This window comes from Kitasatospora sp. A2-31, from assembly GCF_022288725.1.
Lineage (GTDB): Bacteria > Actinomycetota > Actinomycetes > Streptomycetales > Streptomycetaceae > Kitasatospora.
Genome location: NZ_JAKNTA010000012.1, coordinates 49,868 through 64,850, shown reverse-complemented (window position 1 = coordinate 64,850; position 14,983 = coordinate 49,868). Strand labels below are relative to the sequence as shown.

11 protein-coding genes and 2 pseudogenes are annotated in these 14,983 nt (G+C 70.9%); 5 read left to right on the top strand and 8 right to left on the bottom strand.

The features are described 5' to 3' along the window. Positions 1-21: 21 nt before the first annotated feature. The 6 genes from MCM47_RS29050 to MCM47_RS29025 all read right to left on the bottom strand — a co-directional run bounded on the left by MCM47_RS29050 (position 22) and on the right by MCM47_RS29025 (position 8,121). Positions 22-945: a cyclase family protein gene (locus MCM47_RS29050; RefSeq protein ID WP_374209226.1), complete on the bottom strand. Its 924-nt coding sequence runs from the start codon at positions 943-945 to the stop codon at positions 22-24. After that, a complete protein-coding gene (locus MCM47_RS29045) occupies positions 942-2,765 on the bottom strand; it encodes a glycoside hydrolase family 15 protein (protein ID WP_238864647.1) in 1,824 nt (607 codons plus the stop codon). Before MCM47_RS29045 ends, MCM47_RS29050 begins: the two co-directional genes overlap by 4 nt. A gap of 125 nt (positions 2,766-2,890) precedes the next feature. Next, on the bottom strand, positions 2,891-3,934 hold the full coding sequence (locus MCM47_RS29040) for a cytochrome d ubiquinol oxidase subunit II (protein ID WP_238864646.1): 1,044 nt from the start codon (positions 3,932-3,934) through the stop codon (positions 2,891-2,893). Beyond that, positions 3,931-5,409 carry a cytochrome ubiquinol oxidase subunit I gene (locus tag MCM47_RS29035; RefSeq protein ID WP_238864645.1) on the bottom strand — a complete coding sequence of 493 codons (1,479 nt, stop codon included), beginning with the start codon at positions 5,407-5,409 and terminating at the stop codon, positions 3,931-3,933. The genes MCM47_RS29040 and MCM47_RS29035 overlap by 4 nt, the downstream gene beginning before the upstream one ends. Before the next feature lie 86 nt (positions 5,410-5,495). Then, the gene (locus MCM47_RS29030; RefSeq protein WP_238864644.1) at positions 5,496-6,839 is read right to left on the bottom strand and encodes an NAD(P)/FAD-dependent oxidoreductase; all 1,344 of its coding nucleotides are present in this window, start codon (positions 6,837-6,839) and stop codon (positions 5,496-5,498) included. Between the two features lie 451 nt (positions 6,840-7,290). Then, a complete protein-coding gene (locus MCM47_RS29025) occupies positions 7,291-8,121 on the bottom strand; it encodes an oxidoreductase (protein WP_238864643.1) in 831 nt (276 codons plus the stop codon). 91 nt (positions 8,122-8,212) lie between these two features. Here MCM47_RS29025 and MCM47_RS29020 point away from each other — a divergent pair, with 91 nt between their 5' ends. Then, a complete protein-coding gene (locus tag MCM47_RS29020) occupies positions 8,213-8,794 on the top strand; it encodes a TetR/AcrR family transcriptional regulator (protein WP_238864642.1) in 582 nt (193 codons plus the stop codon). Between the two features lie 155 nt (positions 8,795-8,949). Beyond that, a pseudogene (locus tag MCM47_RS44150) lies at positions 8,950-9,231 on the top strand (hypothetical protein); the annotation flags it as partial. Between the two features lie 160 nt (positions 9,232-9,391). On the opposite strand, the gene MCM47_RS29015 reads toward MCM47_RS44150, so the two are convergent. Next, positions 9,392-11,398 (bottom strand): hypothetical protein, encoded by a 2,007-nt coding sequence (locus MCM47_RS29015; RefSeq protein ID WP_238864641.1) that lies wholly within the window; start codon positions 11,396-11,398, stop codon positions 9,392-9,394. Between the two features lie 558 nt (positions 11,399-11,956). Here MCM47_RS29015 and MCM47_RS29010 point away from each other — a divergent pair. Continuing rightward, the gene (locus tag MCM47_RS29010) at positions 11,957-12,445 is read left to right on the top strand and encodes a hypothetical protein (protein ID WP_238864104.1); all 489 of its coding nucleotides are present in this window, start codon (positions 11,957-11,959) and stop codon (positions 12,443-12,445) included. Here MCM47_RS29010 and MCM47_RS29005 read toward each other — a convergent pair. Further along, on the bottom strand, positions 12,417-13,367 hold the full coding sequence (locus MCM47_RS29005; protein ID WP_238864640.1) for an IS5 family transposase: 951 nt from the start codon (positions 13,365-13,367) through the stop codon (positions 12,417-12,419). The genes MCM47_RS29010 and MCM47_RS29005 overlap by 29 nt on opposite strands. A gap of 228 nt (positions 13,368-13,595) precedes the next feature. Here MCM47_RS29005 and MCM47_RS29000 point away from each other — a divergent pair. Continuing rightward, a pseudogene (locus MCM47_RS29000) lies at positions 13,596-13,865 on the top strand (GNAT family N-acetyltransferase); the annotation flags it as partial. A 176-nt stretch (positions 13,866-14,041) separates the two neighbouring features. After that, positions 14,042-14,773, top strand: a complete 732-nt coding sequence (locus tag MCM47_RS28995; RefSeq protein ID WP_255752950.1) for a transposase — start codon at positions 14,042-14,044, stop codon at positions 14,771-14,773. Positions 14,774-14,983: the final 210 nt, after the last annotated feature.

The window sequence follows — 14,983 nt, the reverse complement described above, 5'->3', positions numbered from 1 at the left end:
CGGGACGGGCGTGAGTGACCGTCAGAGGATCGCGATCGGGTTCACCGGGGAGCCGGTGGCTCGTGGCAGCCGCAGCGGCGCGACCACGCACAGGAAGGACCAGCGTCGCTCCTGCACGCAGAGCGGCACGAGGTCCTCGAACTGCAGGTAGTCCAGCAGGTGGAGGCCCATGGCGTGCACGGCGAGGACGTGGACGGGGTAGTCCACGCCCTCCGCCGGGGACGGTGCGGCGTCGTTGTTGCCGTCGCTGCCGAGAACCGCGACCCGTCGTTCGGCCAGGAACTCCATGGCGTTCGGATGGAGTCCCGCGCGGGCCGCCGAGGCGTCCCAGGGGCCGTGCTCGGCCCGGCGGCGGCGGTGTCCGACCCGGACGAACAACAGGTCGCCCGGACCGACCCGGACTCCCTGGGCGGCCTCCGCCGCGGCCAGTTCGTCGGCGCCCACCTGCTCGCCGGGCTCCAGCCAGGGCACCCCTCGTGCCCGCGGGACGTCCAGCAGGACGCCGCGGCCGACGATGCCGTCCCGGACCAGGTCCACGGAGAGTGCGTCGGCCCCATGGGTGGTGAGGGTGTCCGCGTCGACGCCGCCGTGCAGTGTTCCGTCGTAGACCACGTGGCAGAGCGCGTCCAGGTGGCTGTCGGCGTCGCCGTGCACGTTCATGGCGATGTGGTCGCGGGCGAAGGCCAGGCCCTCGTCGGGCACCCGGCCGGCCACCGCGCCGGTCATCCGGTGGACGGCGGGTTCGGGGTTGTCCGGCCCGGGGCCGGTCTCCACCGGTGCGGCCAGCGAGACGTGCAGCCCCGCCCGCACCTCGCGGGCAGCCGCCGCCACCCGCTCCGGGGTGAGCTCGGCGAGGGCGCCGTCCGCCCGGTCGCGGCGCAGCCGCCGGTACAGCGAGCGGAACTCGGCGGCGCCGACCGCGGCGGTGGTGGGGTCCACGGTCACTCAGAACCCTGCTTCCCGTCCAGTGCGTCGTCCAGGGTTCTGGCAGCCATGATCAGGGAGAGGTGGGTGAAGGCCTGAGGGAAGTTGCCGAGCTGCTCGCCGGAGGGGCCGATCTCCTCGGCGAACAGGCCGACGTGGTTGGCGTAGGTGAGCATCTTCTCGAAGGAGTAGCGTGCCTGCCGCAGCCGCCCCGCGCGGGCGAGCGCGTCGACGTGCAGGAAGGTGCAGAGGCTGAAGGTGCCCTCGGAACCGCGCAAGCCGTCGGGCGAGGCGGCGGGATCGTAGCGGTAGACCAGGCTGTCGGAGACGAGCTTGCGGTCCATCGCGTCGAGGGTGGACAGCCAGGCCGGGTCGCGCGGCGCGAGCAGGCCGACCCGGGGGACGAGCAGCAGGGAGGCGTCCAGGACGTCGCCGTCATAGTGCTGGACGAGCGCCTGCTCCGTCTCGCTCCAGCCCTTGGTCATGATCTGCTCGAGGACCGCGTCGCGGGTGTTGCGCCAGCGGACGATGTCGGCGGGACGGCTGAATTCCTCGGCCAGGCGGATGCCGCGGTCGAAGGCGACCCAGGTCATCACCCGGCTGTAGGTGAAGTCCTTGCGGCCGCCGCGGGTCTCCCAGATGCCCTCGTCGGGCCGGTCCCAGTTGTCCGCGAGCCAGTCGAGGGTCTTCACCGTCGCCTTCCAGCCGCGGTAGCCGGCCTGGATCCCCACCTCGCGTCCTTCCGCCATGGCGTACAGCGCCTCGCCGTAGATGTCGAGCTGCAGCTGGTCCATGGCGGCGTTGCCGGCGCGGACGGGGTACGAGCCGCGGTACCCCTCGAAGTGCTCCAGGATCTCCTCGCTCAACTCAGGGTCGCCGTCGACGCGGTACATGATCTGCAGCCGCTCGCCGGGCATCTCCAGTCGATCGTGGAGCCGGTCGCCGAGCCAGCGGGTGTAGGCACCGGCCTCGTCGGCGAAGCCGAGGTCGAGGAGCGCGCGTACGGACAGCGAGGCGTCGCGCACCCAGGTGAAGCGGTAGTCCCAGTTGCGCTCGCCGCCGACCTGCTCCGGCAGGCCCATGGTGGCGGCGGCGATCGGTGCGCCGGTCGGGTGGTAGGTGAGCAGCTTGAGGGTGATCGCGGACCGGCGGACCATGTCGGGCCAGCGTCCGCGGTAGTTGGCGGTGCGGACCCACTGCTGCCAGAAGTTGACGCTGTCCCACAGGGACTCGGTGATCTCCTCCTCGTTCATGGGGGGCGGCGAGGCGCCGTCGGCGGCGCAGACGGTGAGCACGGCGCCGGCGGCCTGGCCGGCGTTGAGCGTGACGGTGCCCGCGACGTCGTCGCCGGCGCGTGCGACCGGGAAGGTGGTGCGCAGGTGGCAGGCGATGCCGGGGGCGTGGAAGGCGGCGTACCGCTCGTCGAGCTGGAGTTCGTGCTCTGCTCGGCCGTAGTCGAAACGCGGCCGGCAGTCGAGGGTGAAGGTGACGGTGCCGCGGACGGCACGGATCGCGCGGACGACGGTGTGCCGGTCGGTGGGGCTGCCGGAGGTGTTGGGCGGCATCCAGTCGATGAGTTCGCCGACGCCCTCGGGGGACATGAAGCGGGTGACCAGGACGGCGGTGTCCGGGTAGTACAGCTGCCGGTAGGTGATGTCCCCGCTGTCGGGGCCGATGCGGAAGTGGCCGCCGCGCTCGTGGTCCAGTAGGGCGGCGAAGATGCTGGGCGAGTCGACCCGGGGGGCGGCGAACCAGTCCAGCACACCCTTGGAGGAGACCAGGGCGACGGTCTGGAGGTCGCCCACCAGGCCGTGATCGGCGATAGGGGGGTAGCGGTCCATCAGTGCTCTCCGTGTCCATGATTCGGCTCCCCCGGCTGACGCTAGCCGAGGTGCTCGTGGCGGGGCGGTCCTCGTCGGTGGGTCCGGCCGCCGCGCCCCACGGACGGCCGAACGGTCTGCCTGCGTCAGGCGTCGTCCCCCGGGAGTCGTGCGGCCGAGGTGTCGGTGTCGGTGAGCGGCTCCAGCCGGCCCTTGGTGTCGAGTCGGTAGACCAGTACCAGGGCCGGGCCGACCAGCAGGACGGCGATGAGCGTCACGATGGCCAGCCAGCGCAGGCTGTGTGCGGCCCCGGCGGCCTGGGAGACCGTGAGCGAGGTCGGCAGGAGGTAGGGGCGCTGGGCGAAGCCCCAGGCCAGCACGGCCAGTCCCACGGTCGCCACCGAGGTGTAGCGGGACCAGCCGTAGAGGCGGCGAACCAACAGCAGCACGGTGGCCAGGCCACAGACGCCGGCCAGGATCGCCATCAGGAGTCCGAGGCCGCTGGTGAGGTTGTCCCACACGTACCGTGCGTCGTCCCGGGTGACGGGCAGGGCGATGAGGGCGAGGACGACGAGCGCCGCGAAGGCGGCCCAGGCCCGCCGGCGGAAGTAGTCGACGAGGTCGTGGGCGCCGAACCGCCGGGCGTCGGAGCACAGGAACACCGCACCGAGGTAGGCGGTGGCGGCGATCGCCATCAGGCCCGCCATCAGCGAGGTGGGGTTGGCCCAGGCGTCCGAGGACGCGGGGACGTCCACCGCGACCCGTCCGGAGGCGATGCCGCCCAGCACGGCGCCGAGGAAGAACGGCGTGAGGAGCGAGGAGATCGCGAACGCCGCGCCGTACACCCGGCGTTGGGCGATCCGGTGGGTCGGCTTGCGCAGTGCGAAGCCGGCTCCGCGCAGCAGCTGTCCGACGGCTGCGAGGGCGAGCGGCAGCCACAGCGCCTCGAAGACGGCCTGGAACATGAGGGGGAATCCCGTCCACATGAGGATCAGGATGAAGATCAGCCAGACGTTGTTGACCTCCCAGACCGGTGCCATGGCGTGGTCGATCAGCCAGCGGGGCCGTTTGCCGCGCTCGGCGCCACCGGCCAGCAGGTCCCAGAAGCCCGCGCCGTAGTCGGTGCCGCCGGCGCAGGCGTAGGCGGCGATGGCGATCACCAGCAGCCAGGCGATGAGGTCGGCCATCATCGGGCACCGCCGGACGTCGCGTCGGACCCGCCGCGCGCTGCGCCCGCCCTGTCGGGTGCACGCTCTCCTCTGGGGCCATAGGGGGTGTCGGTCTCGGGATCGGCCGTCCCGCGCATCGCGGCGCCTTCGTCGGCGATGCGCCAGCGGGTCCGCATCTTCAGCAGCACGGCCAGGAAGGACGCGAACACCGCCACGTACAGGACGACGACGATGCCGAACATCGTCCAGATGCCGGCGGCATGGGTGGGGGTGACGGCTTCGGACACCCTCATGTTGAAGTAGACGATCCAGGGCTGGCGGCCGACCTCGGTGGTGATCCACCCGCATTCGACTGTGAACAGGCAGGCGGCTCCCGCCAGTGCGGCGCAGGAGAAGAACCAGCGGTTGATCGGCAGGTCGCGGTGACGCCACCAGATCCAGGCGTACCAGAGCGCGAGCAGGATCAGCACGCTGCCGATGGTGGCCATGATGTCGAAGGCCCAGTGCACGATGGTCGCCTGCGTGGGCGTGGGGCGGTCGGCCGCCGACACGGCGGTCAGACCGGTCACCTGGGTGCTGGGCTTGAACCCGGCGAGGATGGAGTCGAGTTGCGGGATCTTGATCCCGCCGGAGATCGTTCCGTTGCCGTTCAGTCGGCCGAAGACGTATTCCGGCACGTGGGTGTCGGTGTTCCAGACGATTTCCATGGCGGCGAACTTGGTCGGCTGCTTGTTGAAGACGGCGCGGGCGGCGGAGTCTCCGAGGAAGAACTGGAGGGGGGTGAGGATCGCGGCGACGGTGAACGGCACGGTGAACCCGAGCTTGTGGTAGCGGTCGCGCCGGCCGCGCAGCCAGCCGACCGCGTACACGCCGGCCACCACGTAACCGGCGGTCATGAACATCGCGACCACGAAGTGCCAGTACTGGGGGCCGAACATCGGTGTGAAGATCGCCTGCCGCACGTCGACGTTCACGGGGTTGCCCTGGGAGTCCAGGGTGAAGCCCTGAGGGGTGTTCATCCACGAGTTGGCCGCGATGATGCCGAACGCCCCCATCGCCGCGGTCAGCGGCAGTGGTACGGCCAGCCACCAGTGTGTCCACGGCTTGAGCCTGCGCCAGCCGTAGAGGTAGACGGCGATCAGGACGGCCTCCAGGAAGAACGCCCAGGCCTCCACGCCGAAGCCGACGCCGAAGACGTCGCCCCAGCGCCCCATCATCCCCGGCCACAGCAGGCCGAACTCCAGCGACAGGACGGTGCCGGTGATGATGCCGATGGCGAACTGCACCGCCATCACCGCGGACCACCGCCGGGCAAGCAGCAGGGCCACCGGGTCGTTGCGGCGCAGCGCGCGGTAGTGCATCAGGACGGTGATGAACGGCAGCGCGACGCCGAACGGCACCAGCAGGATGTGCGAGGCCAGGGTGAAGGCCATCTGTTCCCGGGCCGGCAGGAGCTGGGGAGGGGTGTCCGCCAGGTGGGCGGCGATGCTGAGCATGTGCGCCTCGATGGGTCCGCCCCGCGTGCGCGGGGCTGAGGGGGAACGGCAACGGTACGGCCGGTACGAACCGACCGGGGGCGGTGTCAGGACGAGGGTGCGGGGGGCTCCGTACCGGCGGCGGGAAGTGCCGCCGCGGCCGCGTCGGGCATGGTGAAGGCGCGTTCGCGCCGCGAGCCGGAGGCGAAGACGACCGCCCAGCTGAGCACCGCGCCGAACCTGCTGCGGAAGCCGGTGAGGAAGGCCAGGTGGATCAGCAGCCAGGCCAGCCAGCCCGTGGTGCCCGACAGGTGGATCCGGCCGACCTTCACGACGGCCCTCCCGCGGCAGATGTAGGCGGCACTGCCCAGGTCCACGTACTTGAAGGGCTTCGGCTTCCGCTTGCGGCCCTCGATGGAGTGGCGGCCGGCGCGGCCGGCGTAGGCGCCGGACTGCATGGCGACCTCGGCGAGGCCGGGCAGCCGGTCGAGGCTCATCACGTCGCCGGTCACGCGGATGTGCGGGTGTCCGGCGAGGGTCAGGTCGGGTTCGACTGAGATGCGCCCGGCCCGGTCCTGGGTCGCGCCGGTGGCCCGCGCGAGTGCGGCGGCGATCGGCGGGGCCTCGACGCCGGCCGTCCACAGCACGGTGCGCGCCGGGTGGCGGGTGCTGGCGCCGTTGCGGTCCTTGACGGTGAGCCCGCCCGCGTCGACGCCGGTGACCATGGTGCCGAGGTGCATCTCCACCCCGAGGTCCCGCAGCGTCCGGGCGGCCCGCTCGGCGAGGCGGGGGCCGAAGGCGCCCAGGACGGCGTCGGAGCCCTCGAAGAGCAGCACCCGGGCCTGCGCGGAGTCGATGGCGCGGAACTCCCGGTCGAGCGTGTGCCCGGCGATCTCCCGGATCTGCCCGGCGAGCTCTACCCCGGTCGGACCGCCCCCGACCAGCGCGAAGGTGAGCCACTGCCGCCGCTCCTCCGGATCGGCGGCCGTCTCCGCCATCTCGAACGCCTGGTAGAGCCGGCGCCGGATCGCGATGGCGTCGTCCAGGGTCTTCATGCCGGGCGCGTGCGCCGCGTACTCGTTGTGGCCGAAGTAGGACTGGCGCATGCCGACGGCCACGATCAGGTCGTCGTAGGGCACCTCCAGGGGCTCGCCGCCGGGCCGCTGCGCACGCACCACCTTTGCCTCCGGGTCCACGTCGGTGGCCTCGGCGAGCAGGCAGTCCACATTGCGGTGCCGGCGCAGCACCCCGCGCAGCGGCTGCGCGATCTGTCCCTCCGAGAGGATCCCGGACGCGCACTGGTACAGCAGCGGCTGGAACAGGTGGTGCGCCCGGCGGTCGATCACGGTGACCGCGGCGGGGGCGTGCCGCAGGGCGCGGGCGGCGAACAGCCCGGCGAACCCGCCACCGATGACCACCACCCGTCGGGGCGTGAGGTGGTCCTTCATCATCGTCCCCGGAGTGCGCCGGCCGTTCCTGCCACCATGGTCTCTCCTCCGGGCATGTGGAAGGGCCCTGCGGCCGTGCACGCGGAAGGCCCTAGGCATCAACAGGTGGTCGCGCCCGGGGCAGGTGTACGAGCCTTGGCGGCGCGGAATTCAAACGAAAGCACGCGGGGCGGCCGACCGGTAGCCTGGCGCGCCAGACGAGTGCCCTCCTCCGGTCTCATCACCGGAACGGCCCAAGCCCACACCGTGGCGCAGGGGAGGGTTCGGCGGTTCTTCCCTGTCGTGCTTGAACCGGCGCGGAAGGACACAGACGCTCTTCGCGCGCATGAGTGGCTCTGTTCACGAGTTGCGACAGCACTTGTTGACGAGTTTGGGAGGCACTTGAGCCGCGACGGCCGTCGAACAGTTCGCGAGTTTCGGCAGCACCCTGCGGGCCTTGGCTGTCCCGGATGGTTCAGCGTGGCAGGCCGATGGCGCGGGAGATGACGGTGTCGAACGCGCGGTCGGGCAGGAGGCGGCGCAGGGCGATGAGCGGGCGGGCGCCGAAGCCGGTGGCGTAGCGGGTCTTGGGGCGGCGGGCGGTGACCGCCTTGGCGATGGCGTCGGCGATGACGGACGGCGGGGAGTTGCGGTTGGCGTTGGCCTCGGAGCGCAGGGAGGAGGCCACGGCGGCGGCCTGGGTGGCGTAGGCGCCGGCGGTGGAGGACTTCTCCAGCTTGTCGGCGGCGATGGCGCCCCATTCGGTGGCGATGCCGCCCGGCTCGATGACGACGACGTCGATGCCGAAGGGCTTGGCCTCCAGGCGCAGGCAGTCGCTGAGGGCTTCGAGGGCGAACTTGGTGCCGTGGTACCAGCCGCCGAGCGGCGTGTAGATCTTGCCGCCCATGGAGGTGACGTTGACGACGGTGCCGGAGCGCTGGGCGCGCATGTGGGGCAGGACGAGCTGGGTCAGGCGGATCGCGCCGAAGACGTTGACCTCGAACTGGTAGCGGGCCTCGTCCAGGGGCACGTCCTCCAGGGCGCCGTAGGAGCCGTAGCCGGCGTTGTTGACCAGCACGTGGATCCGGCCGGTCTCCGCGATGATCTTGTCGATGCCGGCCCGCATGGAGTCCTCGTCGGTGACGTCCATCGCGAGCGGGCGGACGCCGCGGTCGGCGAGCTTGGCCAGGCGGTCGGTGCGGCGGGCGGCGCCGTAGACGGTGTAGCCGAGCTCGTTGAGCTTGAGGGCGGTGGCTTCGCCGATGCCGGAGGAGGCACCGGTGACGAGGGCGGTCTTGGCGGGCATGGCGGGTCCTCACGGGTAAGATGAACTATGGTTCACCATCTATCCTGAACCTTGGTTCATCTTGATGCAAGTGAAAGGGCAGGCGAGTTCTGTGACCCAGGCCAGGGCACCGCGCGCCGACGCGGTCCGCAACCGACGGAAGATCCTCACCGCCGCCGGTGAACAGATCACCCAGCACGGCCCCGAGGTCGGCATGGACGAGATAGCAGCCGCTGCGGGCGTGGCCGTGGGCACCCTGTACCGGCACTTCCCCACCAAGACGGACCTGGTCGCCGCCGTCGTCGCCGAGTGCGTCGCCCGCGTCGCCGACGACGCCGAAGCCGTCCTCGCCCGCGTCGCCGCCGGAGCCCGGGCCGCGGACGAGCTGACCGCCTTCCTCGGCCGCGTCATCGAGCAGTCCGTCACCGACCGCGCCGTGAAGGCGGCCGCCCGGACGCTGGGCGCGGAGCCGGGCGACCACGCCGACGAGGACCGCGGCAGCAACGCCGTCGCCGCACTCATCCGGGCAGGCCAGTCCGACGGCGACATCCATCCCGACGTGACCGTCAGTGACATCTACCTGCTGTTCTCCACCGCTCCCACCGACCAACCGTCCGCGGCCCGGGCCCGTTGGCTCGCCCTGGTCACCCCCGGGCTGACCACCGGAGCCCGGCCGGGAGGCAACCGACGCTGATCAGACCCCGGTACCGCATCAAGCTGTGCTGTCACTTCTCGTGAACATCGAACACGACCGGTTCATGGTGCTGTTCAAAGTCGCGTACATCCGCTGTCGCAACTCGTGAACAAAGCCACATGAGAGCCGAACCGGACGTCAGCTGACCCTGCGGCATGGCGACCAGGTCGCCGTCGTCGTCGAACTCGGAGCAGCGTTGCGGTCGTACGCGGTCGGGGGTCGGGCCGTGCTCCACGGCTTCGACGCCGAGGACCGCATCACCGCAGGCGCGCGGTCAGATCCTCGTACCGTGGCCGAACCTGGTCGGTGCGGGACGCTACCGGTGGCGCGGCGAGGACCTGCAACTGCCGCTGGCCGAGCCCGAGCACGGCAACGCCGTCCACGGCCTGCTCCGCGGGACGGCGTGGCAGGTCGTCGAGTCCCGCCCCGCCCGTGCCGTGTGCGAGACCGGGCTGTGGCCGCAACCCGGCTACTCGGTCGCGCCCTACAGGGTCGGCCAACACGACTTCCGTGAGCCGCGTAGCACCGGCACCACGCGCTTGGACACCCCCTTCGGGACCGCACCCCTCGCCCGGCGGACCGCCAAGCTGCGAGCACTCACGGCACGGCGCCGATCGGGACGGACATGGCCGCGGCTTCGGTGGCGTCGGTGGGAACCTCCGCTTCGGGGCGGCGCCAGTCGAGGAAGGCGAGAACGGCGCCGGCGACGCCCAGGTAGACGAGCAGGACGGTGAGGGCCTGGCCCGTTCCGTGGCCGTCGAAGTAGATCGTGTGGTGGAGCAGGATGTAGCCGTTGCGGGGCGGCAGGTAGGGCCCGAGGTCGCGCCAGAAGGCGGGCAGGTACGGCACCCCGGTGGCGCCGCCGGAGGAAGGGTTGCCGAACAGGAGGATCGCGATGATCGTCACCAGGGTGCCGATCGGCCCGAGCAGCTTCTGCAGGACGGCGGCGACGAAGGCGACCACGGCGACGATCAGCGTGCAGACGGGCCAGGTGATCCAGAACTTGTGGCTTGGAAAGCCCTGCAGCCAGTAGCAGACGATCACATCGATGATCAGACCGCTGACCACGGCGAAACCGGCCAGTTGGGCGGCGCGCCAGCGGCCGGCCGCCCGGCCGGTGGCGCTCATGAGCAGGGTCGAGCTCATGTACCCGCCGATCAGCAGCGGAACCAGCATCAGCGCCTGGACCAGGCCGAACGGGTCCTTGGGCACGAGCGGGGTCGGGGCGTACTGCTGCACCGTCAGCGGCTGACCGGTGGCCTTGGCCGCCTCCTCGAACCTCACCGCGAGGTCGAGCGGTGCCAGGTCGCTCATGGACGGCACCACGATCAGGGTGGTGGAGCTGCCCGAGGTGACAAGCGCGCCGAAGATCCGCGCCTCGTCCATCGCAGTCTTGGCCGTAGCCTCGTCCGAGTACTGGGTGACCTTCAAAGAGATGGCCTTCTGGGCCGCGGGCAGGACGGGCGAGGTGCCGACCACGCCGAACGGCAGGTTGTCGGCCTTGGGGGCGTGCGAGGCGCTCATGTAGGTGGTGGCGAACAGGCACTGCATGACGGCGCAGATGCCCAGCGCCACGAGGAAACCGATCCTGCGCCGCCGGGCGTCGGCTGGGGTTGCCGCAGGGCCGTCCGCCGTGGCCGCCGTCTCTTGCGGGCCGCTGCCCGCGCGGGCGGCCGTCCTGCCCGGGCGGATGCGGCCGAACCAGGCGATGACGGCCGTTCCGGCGGCGGCGTAGAGGAGCAGGACGACGATCGGTGTGGTGATGTCGTTGCCACCGAAGTACAGGACGTGATTGACCAGGGTGACCGCGTTCTGCGCCGGGAGGACGACCCCGATGTTGCGCCAGTAGACCGGCAGCAGATACGTGCCGAGCCCCCCGGCGGGCGGGCCGCCGACGGCGATGAAGAGCAGCGCCACCAACAGGGTGCCGATCTTGCCCACCACGGCCTGCACGGCGGCGGCGGCCAGCGCCACCGCCGCGGTGATGAGCCAGAAGCACGGCAGCAGGGGCCAGAAGTGGCTGCTGGCATACGCGCCGATCCCCAACCCGGCGATCACGTCGGTCAGCACTGCGCCCACCAGCGCGTACCCGGCCAGGATGGCCGCGCGCCATGGTGCGGCGGCGACGCCGTGGGCCGCCTTGAAGACCAGGACCGCCGCCAGATAGCCGCCGATCAGCAACGGCAGCAACAGAAGTGACGTCACGGCGCCGACCGGGTCACTGGCCGCGAGTGGCTTGACCGTTTGCACGGTGACCGGTTGGTTGAGCTTGCGGGCCGCGGCCTCGAACGCCGGCTCCAGCTCGGTCTGGGCGAAGAAGCTCTTCGCCGGGACGATGATCAGCGTGTCGGTCGAACCGCTGCTGACGTACCCGCCGTACAGCTCGCCCCGGCCTGCCGCGTCTGTCACAGCCGACGGGCTTGGATAGGAGGTCAGGTCGAGCCCGACCCTCGATGCCACCTCGGCGACCACGGGCGACGGCGGCCCGGTCACGCCGAAGGGCATGTTCCGCGGCACGAGCAACTGCTGGGCACTGACGAGGGACAGTGCGAGCAAAGCCTGACCGAAGAGCACCAGCCCCAGCGTGAAGACGATCTTCGTCACGGAACCCGTGGAAGCCGCCTGCTTCGCCATCCCTGTCCTCCAGCCAGCCGCCGCCTGGTCCGTCCTTCACGCACTTTGCGATTGAACGGCGTCGCGATGCGGTACGCCGCGACTGATGGGTCGCCCGAACCGTCGGTTGAACAGCGCTACTGCGGTCGGCTTCGGCCCCGGGTAGTCGGTGGTCGTCAGGCCGACTCCCCGCTAGCAATCCCGACACAGGTCCGGTGGAGCGGCAACTCGAGGACAGCGATGATCCGATGTGGTCAGGCCTGTCGAAGGGGGGAGAAGGGGGGAATCGACGGTGTCGCCGGAGCAGCGCGCAGGCTCCCGTGGGACATGCGCTCCGTCCGGACGTGACAGCCGCCTACGCCATGCGGGTTCGAACACACGGGTCTCGGAGTGGCGTGAAGGGCGGTGGCGAGCTCGTCGATGCGCATGGTCAGAAGCGATTCCCAAAGCGGACGTAGCTTCAAGTCTTCGCTGTTCAGGCATGTGGTCGTCGCCGGGTAGGCAGGCTGGATCCGCTGTGTTCACGCTCGCTGTGTGCGGAGGTGGCGGATGCCGTCGGTGCTGGGGCTGCTGGAGGAACGCGAACGGGCCGCGCTGGCCCGAGTGGAGGAGTTGCGCGCCGAGCTGGAGCGGGTCCGGGCGGCGGTGCTGGAGGCAGAGGAGGCCGTGCGGCGCGCGGCCGTCGCCCGCGAGGAGGTCGTCGATGCCCTGGCCGCCGCGTCGGGCGTGCCGGACACCGCGGTGGCGGGGGCTGCGGGTGGTGTTGCGGCCAGGGTCGAAATCCCGCCGTGGCGTCAGGGGTTGGATCTTGCGGTGCTGCCGGGTGACTGCGCGGCGATCGTGGCACTGGTCCAGGACGACGCAGCCGGTGGCGGGGGCGGCGTGCGGGCCCGGCAGATGCGCGATCATCTGGGCTGGCAGGCCAGTGACGCGCGCGAACAGGCCGCTCGGTTCCGTGCCAAGCGGCTGGTGGAGCGCGGGTGGTTGTGCGAGGACGGGCCGGGGTTGTTCAAGCCGCGGCCGGGGCGGGCCGGCTGAGGCGGCGGGCAGCGGGGGCACCCCGGCGGGCCAGTCGCCGGGTGGCGGGGATGCTCGCCGCCCACCAGAGCATGGCTTCGGCGCTGTCGGTGCGGGTCTCGTAGTCCCGGGCCAGACGTCGGGCCCGGATCAGGTGAGAGAAGCTGCGTTCGACCACCCAGCGGCGCGGCAGCACGGTGAACCCGGATGCGTCGTCGGGGCGCTTGACGATGGTCAGGGCGAGGGAGAGGACGGCGCGGGCAAAGTCGACGAGCCAGCCGGTGTAGCCGCCGTCGGCCCAGACCAGGGTGATGGCGCGATGCCGGGCGCGCACGCGCTCCAGCAGGTCGCGGCCGGCGTCGCGGTCGCTGACCGAGGCCGCGGTGACGATCACGACCAGCAGCAGGCCGAGAGTGTCGACGGCGATGTGTCGTTTGCGGCCGTTGATTCTCTTTCCGGCGTCGTAGCCGCGGGAGGCGGTGGGAACGGTGGCGTCGCCCTTCACCGACTGGGAGTCGATGATTGCGGCGGTGGGCTCGTCCTTCCTTCCGGCCAGCTCGCGCAGGCGGGCGCGCAGCCGGCCGTACAGTTCCTTGATCAGGTCGTTGTCGCGCCAGCGGCGGAAGAACCGGTACGCGGCCCGCCACCTGGGGAAGTCGGCCGGCAGGCTCGCCCAGCGCACGCCCTCGGCCACCAGGGAGCGCACGGCGTCGATCATTTGACGGTGGCAGTACCCTTCCGGGCGCCCGCCGCGTCCGTTCATCCAGGCCGGGACCGGCAGCAGCGGCCGGACCAGGGCCCATTCTGCGTCGGTCAGGTCGGAGGGGTAGCGGCGGGTGCGGTCCGGATGGTCGGCGGCGTTGCCGAACTGGTGGGCGAGGCAGTCGCACGGCGACACGCCGAAGGTAGACGCGGACGGGGCGGGCACGCCACAGTGGGACACCAGGGCCTCCTGATGCTCAGTTGACTAGACATCACCGAGCTGTGCAGGAGGCCCTTTCCCTATGTCTCAATCAGCGCCCGATCACCCGAACGAGGTCGACACGCGCGACAGTTCGATCAGCAGGCGTGTCATCCGCTTTGGGAATCGCTTCTGAGGAAACCCCGGCAAGCCGCGACGTTTCGCCGTCAGGTCAGGGGTCAGTCAAGAGGCGGCCGAGCTCAACTCTGCGGCTCGATCGCCGCCTTCACCGAACTCGTCATCCCCGGCAACGGCACAGGTGACGGCCAGCACTACGGCAGGGGGGTGCTGCCCGAGCACCGAGGTCACGGCCTCGGCCGATGGATGAAGGCCGAGTCGATCCGACAGGCCCACAGGGACTATCCGGACCTCGGTGACCTCCTGACCGACACCGCCGACAGCAACGCGCACATGCGACGGGTCAACGACGGTCTCGGCTACACACCCACGCACACGACACACCAGTATCAGGACCTTTAGCAGAGAGCGGACGGGCCGGACCGGGACATCACCCCGCCCGGCCTGTCCGTGCTTTCGATACACGCCCTAGCTTGATCTTTAAGCAATCGCCTCGAACGAGCCGTCGAACTTGATCACTCATACCAGTATCCGCCGCACAGGGAAGCGGCCTTCGTCTGGGTACGAAGGCCGTGGGGATGAGTCTGCTGCAGGACAACGTCCGACGGGACGCATTCGCTGAACTGTCATGCTTCCGAGGGGAGTTCTACGACTGCTTGATCCGGCGGGGAGATGCCCTGTTCGAGCTGGCCGACGCGGTGCTGTGCGCCGACGGACCGGTCCGGTCGCTGGTGGAACTCTCGCTGGTGGGCGAGCACCGGCGAGGCCACGGCAGGCCCTACGACGCCCTGGCCTGCGGCCGCCTGGACATCGATGGGCTGCGGTGGGCGCTGGCGACCGTGCCGCTGCCCCGCGCAGTGGACGGCCGGCTTGTCCTGGCCGTCGACATCACCTGCTGGCTGCAGCCCGACGCCCACACCTCGCCGGAGCGGACCCTGTGCACCTACGGACGGGGCAAGGACCAGCACATCCCCGTCCCGGGCCGGCCCTACTCGGTCATCACCGCACTTGAGCCCGGCCGCAGCTCGTGGACCGCACCGCTGGACGCGATCCGGCTGACGCCAGGGGACGACGCGGCCCAGGCCACCGCACAGCAACTACGCGACCTGGTCGAGCGGATGATCTCGGCCGGACAATGGCAGCCCGGTGAACCGGACCTGCTCGTCGGCGCGGACGCCGGCTACGACGCGCCCCGCCTGGGCGGCGGGAGTTCGTCAAGAACGCCCGCCCATGACCCGCCCGATCGCCGCGCCCGGCTGAACGCGGCCGGGCGGACACCATGGAGCCCCACACCGACCACGAGACAGTGACGCCACGTCAGCCCCACCCGGCGACAAGGAGGACCTCCAAGAAGACCGACGACCCACTCCACCAAGGTATCGAAGCCGACGCGGCCGTTCACTGCCTGCTCGACGTGCTCAACGGCCGAGGCGGGGATCTTCGGCGCGCTTGTCACCTCGGGCAGCTCCACCACCCTGATCGTGGTGCCGTCCATGAGCGACCTGGCACCGCTCGACCTC

Coding starts and splice junctions, on each gene's coding strand:
- MCM47_RS29045 (WP_238864647.1), bottom strand. CDS start 2,765: ATGGACCGCTACCCCCCTATCGCCGATCACGGCCTGGTGGGCGACCTC.
- MCM47_RS29040 (WP_238864646.1), bottom strand. CDS start 3,934: ATGATGGCCGACCTCATCGCCTGGCTGCTGGTGATCGCCATCGCCGCC.
- MCM47_RS29035 (WP_238864645.1), bottom strand. CDS start 5,409: ATGCTCAGCATCGCCGCCCACCTGGCGGACACCCCTCCCCAGCTCCTG.
- MCM47_RS29030 (WP_238864644.1), bottom strand. CDS start 6,839: ATGATGAAGGACCACCTCACGCCCCGACGGGTGGTGGTCATCGGTGGC.
- MCM47_RS29025 (WP_238864643.1), bottom strand. CDS start 8,121: ATGCCCGCCAAGACCGCCCTCGTCACCGGTGCCTCCTCCGGCATCGGC.
- MCM47_RS29010 (WP_238864104.1), top strand. CDS start 11,957: ATGCCGTCGGTGCTGGGGCTGCTGGAGGAACGCGAACGGGCCGCGCTG.
- MCM47_RS28995 (WP_255752950.1), top strand. CDS start 14,042: ATGAGTCTGCTGCAGGACAACGTCCGACGGGACGCATTCGCTGAACTG.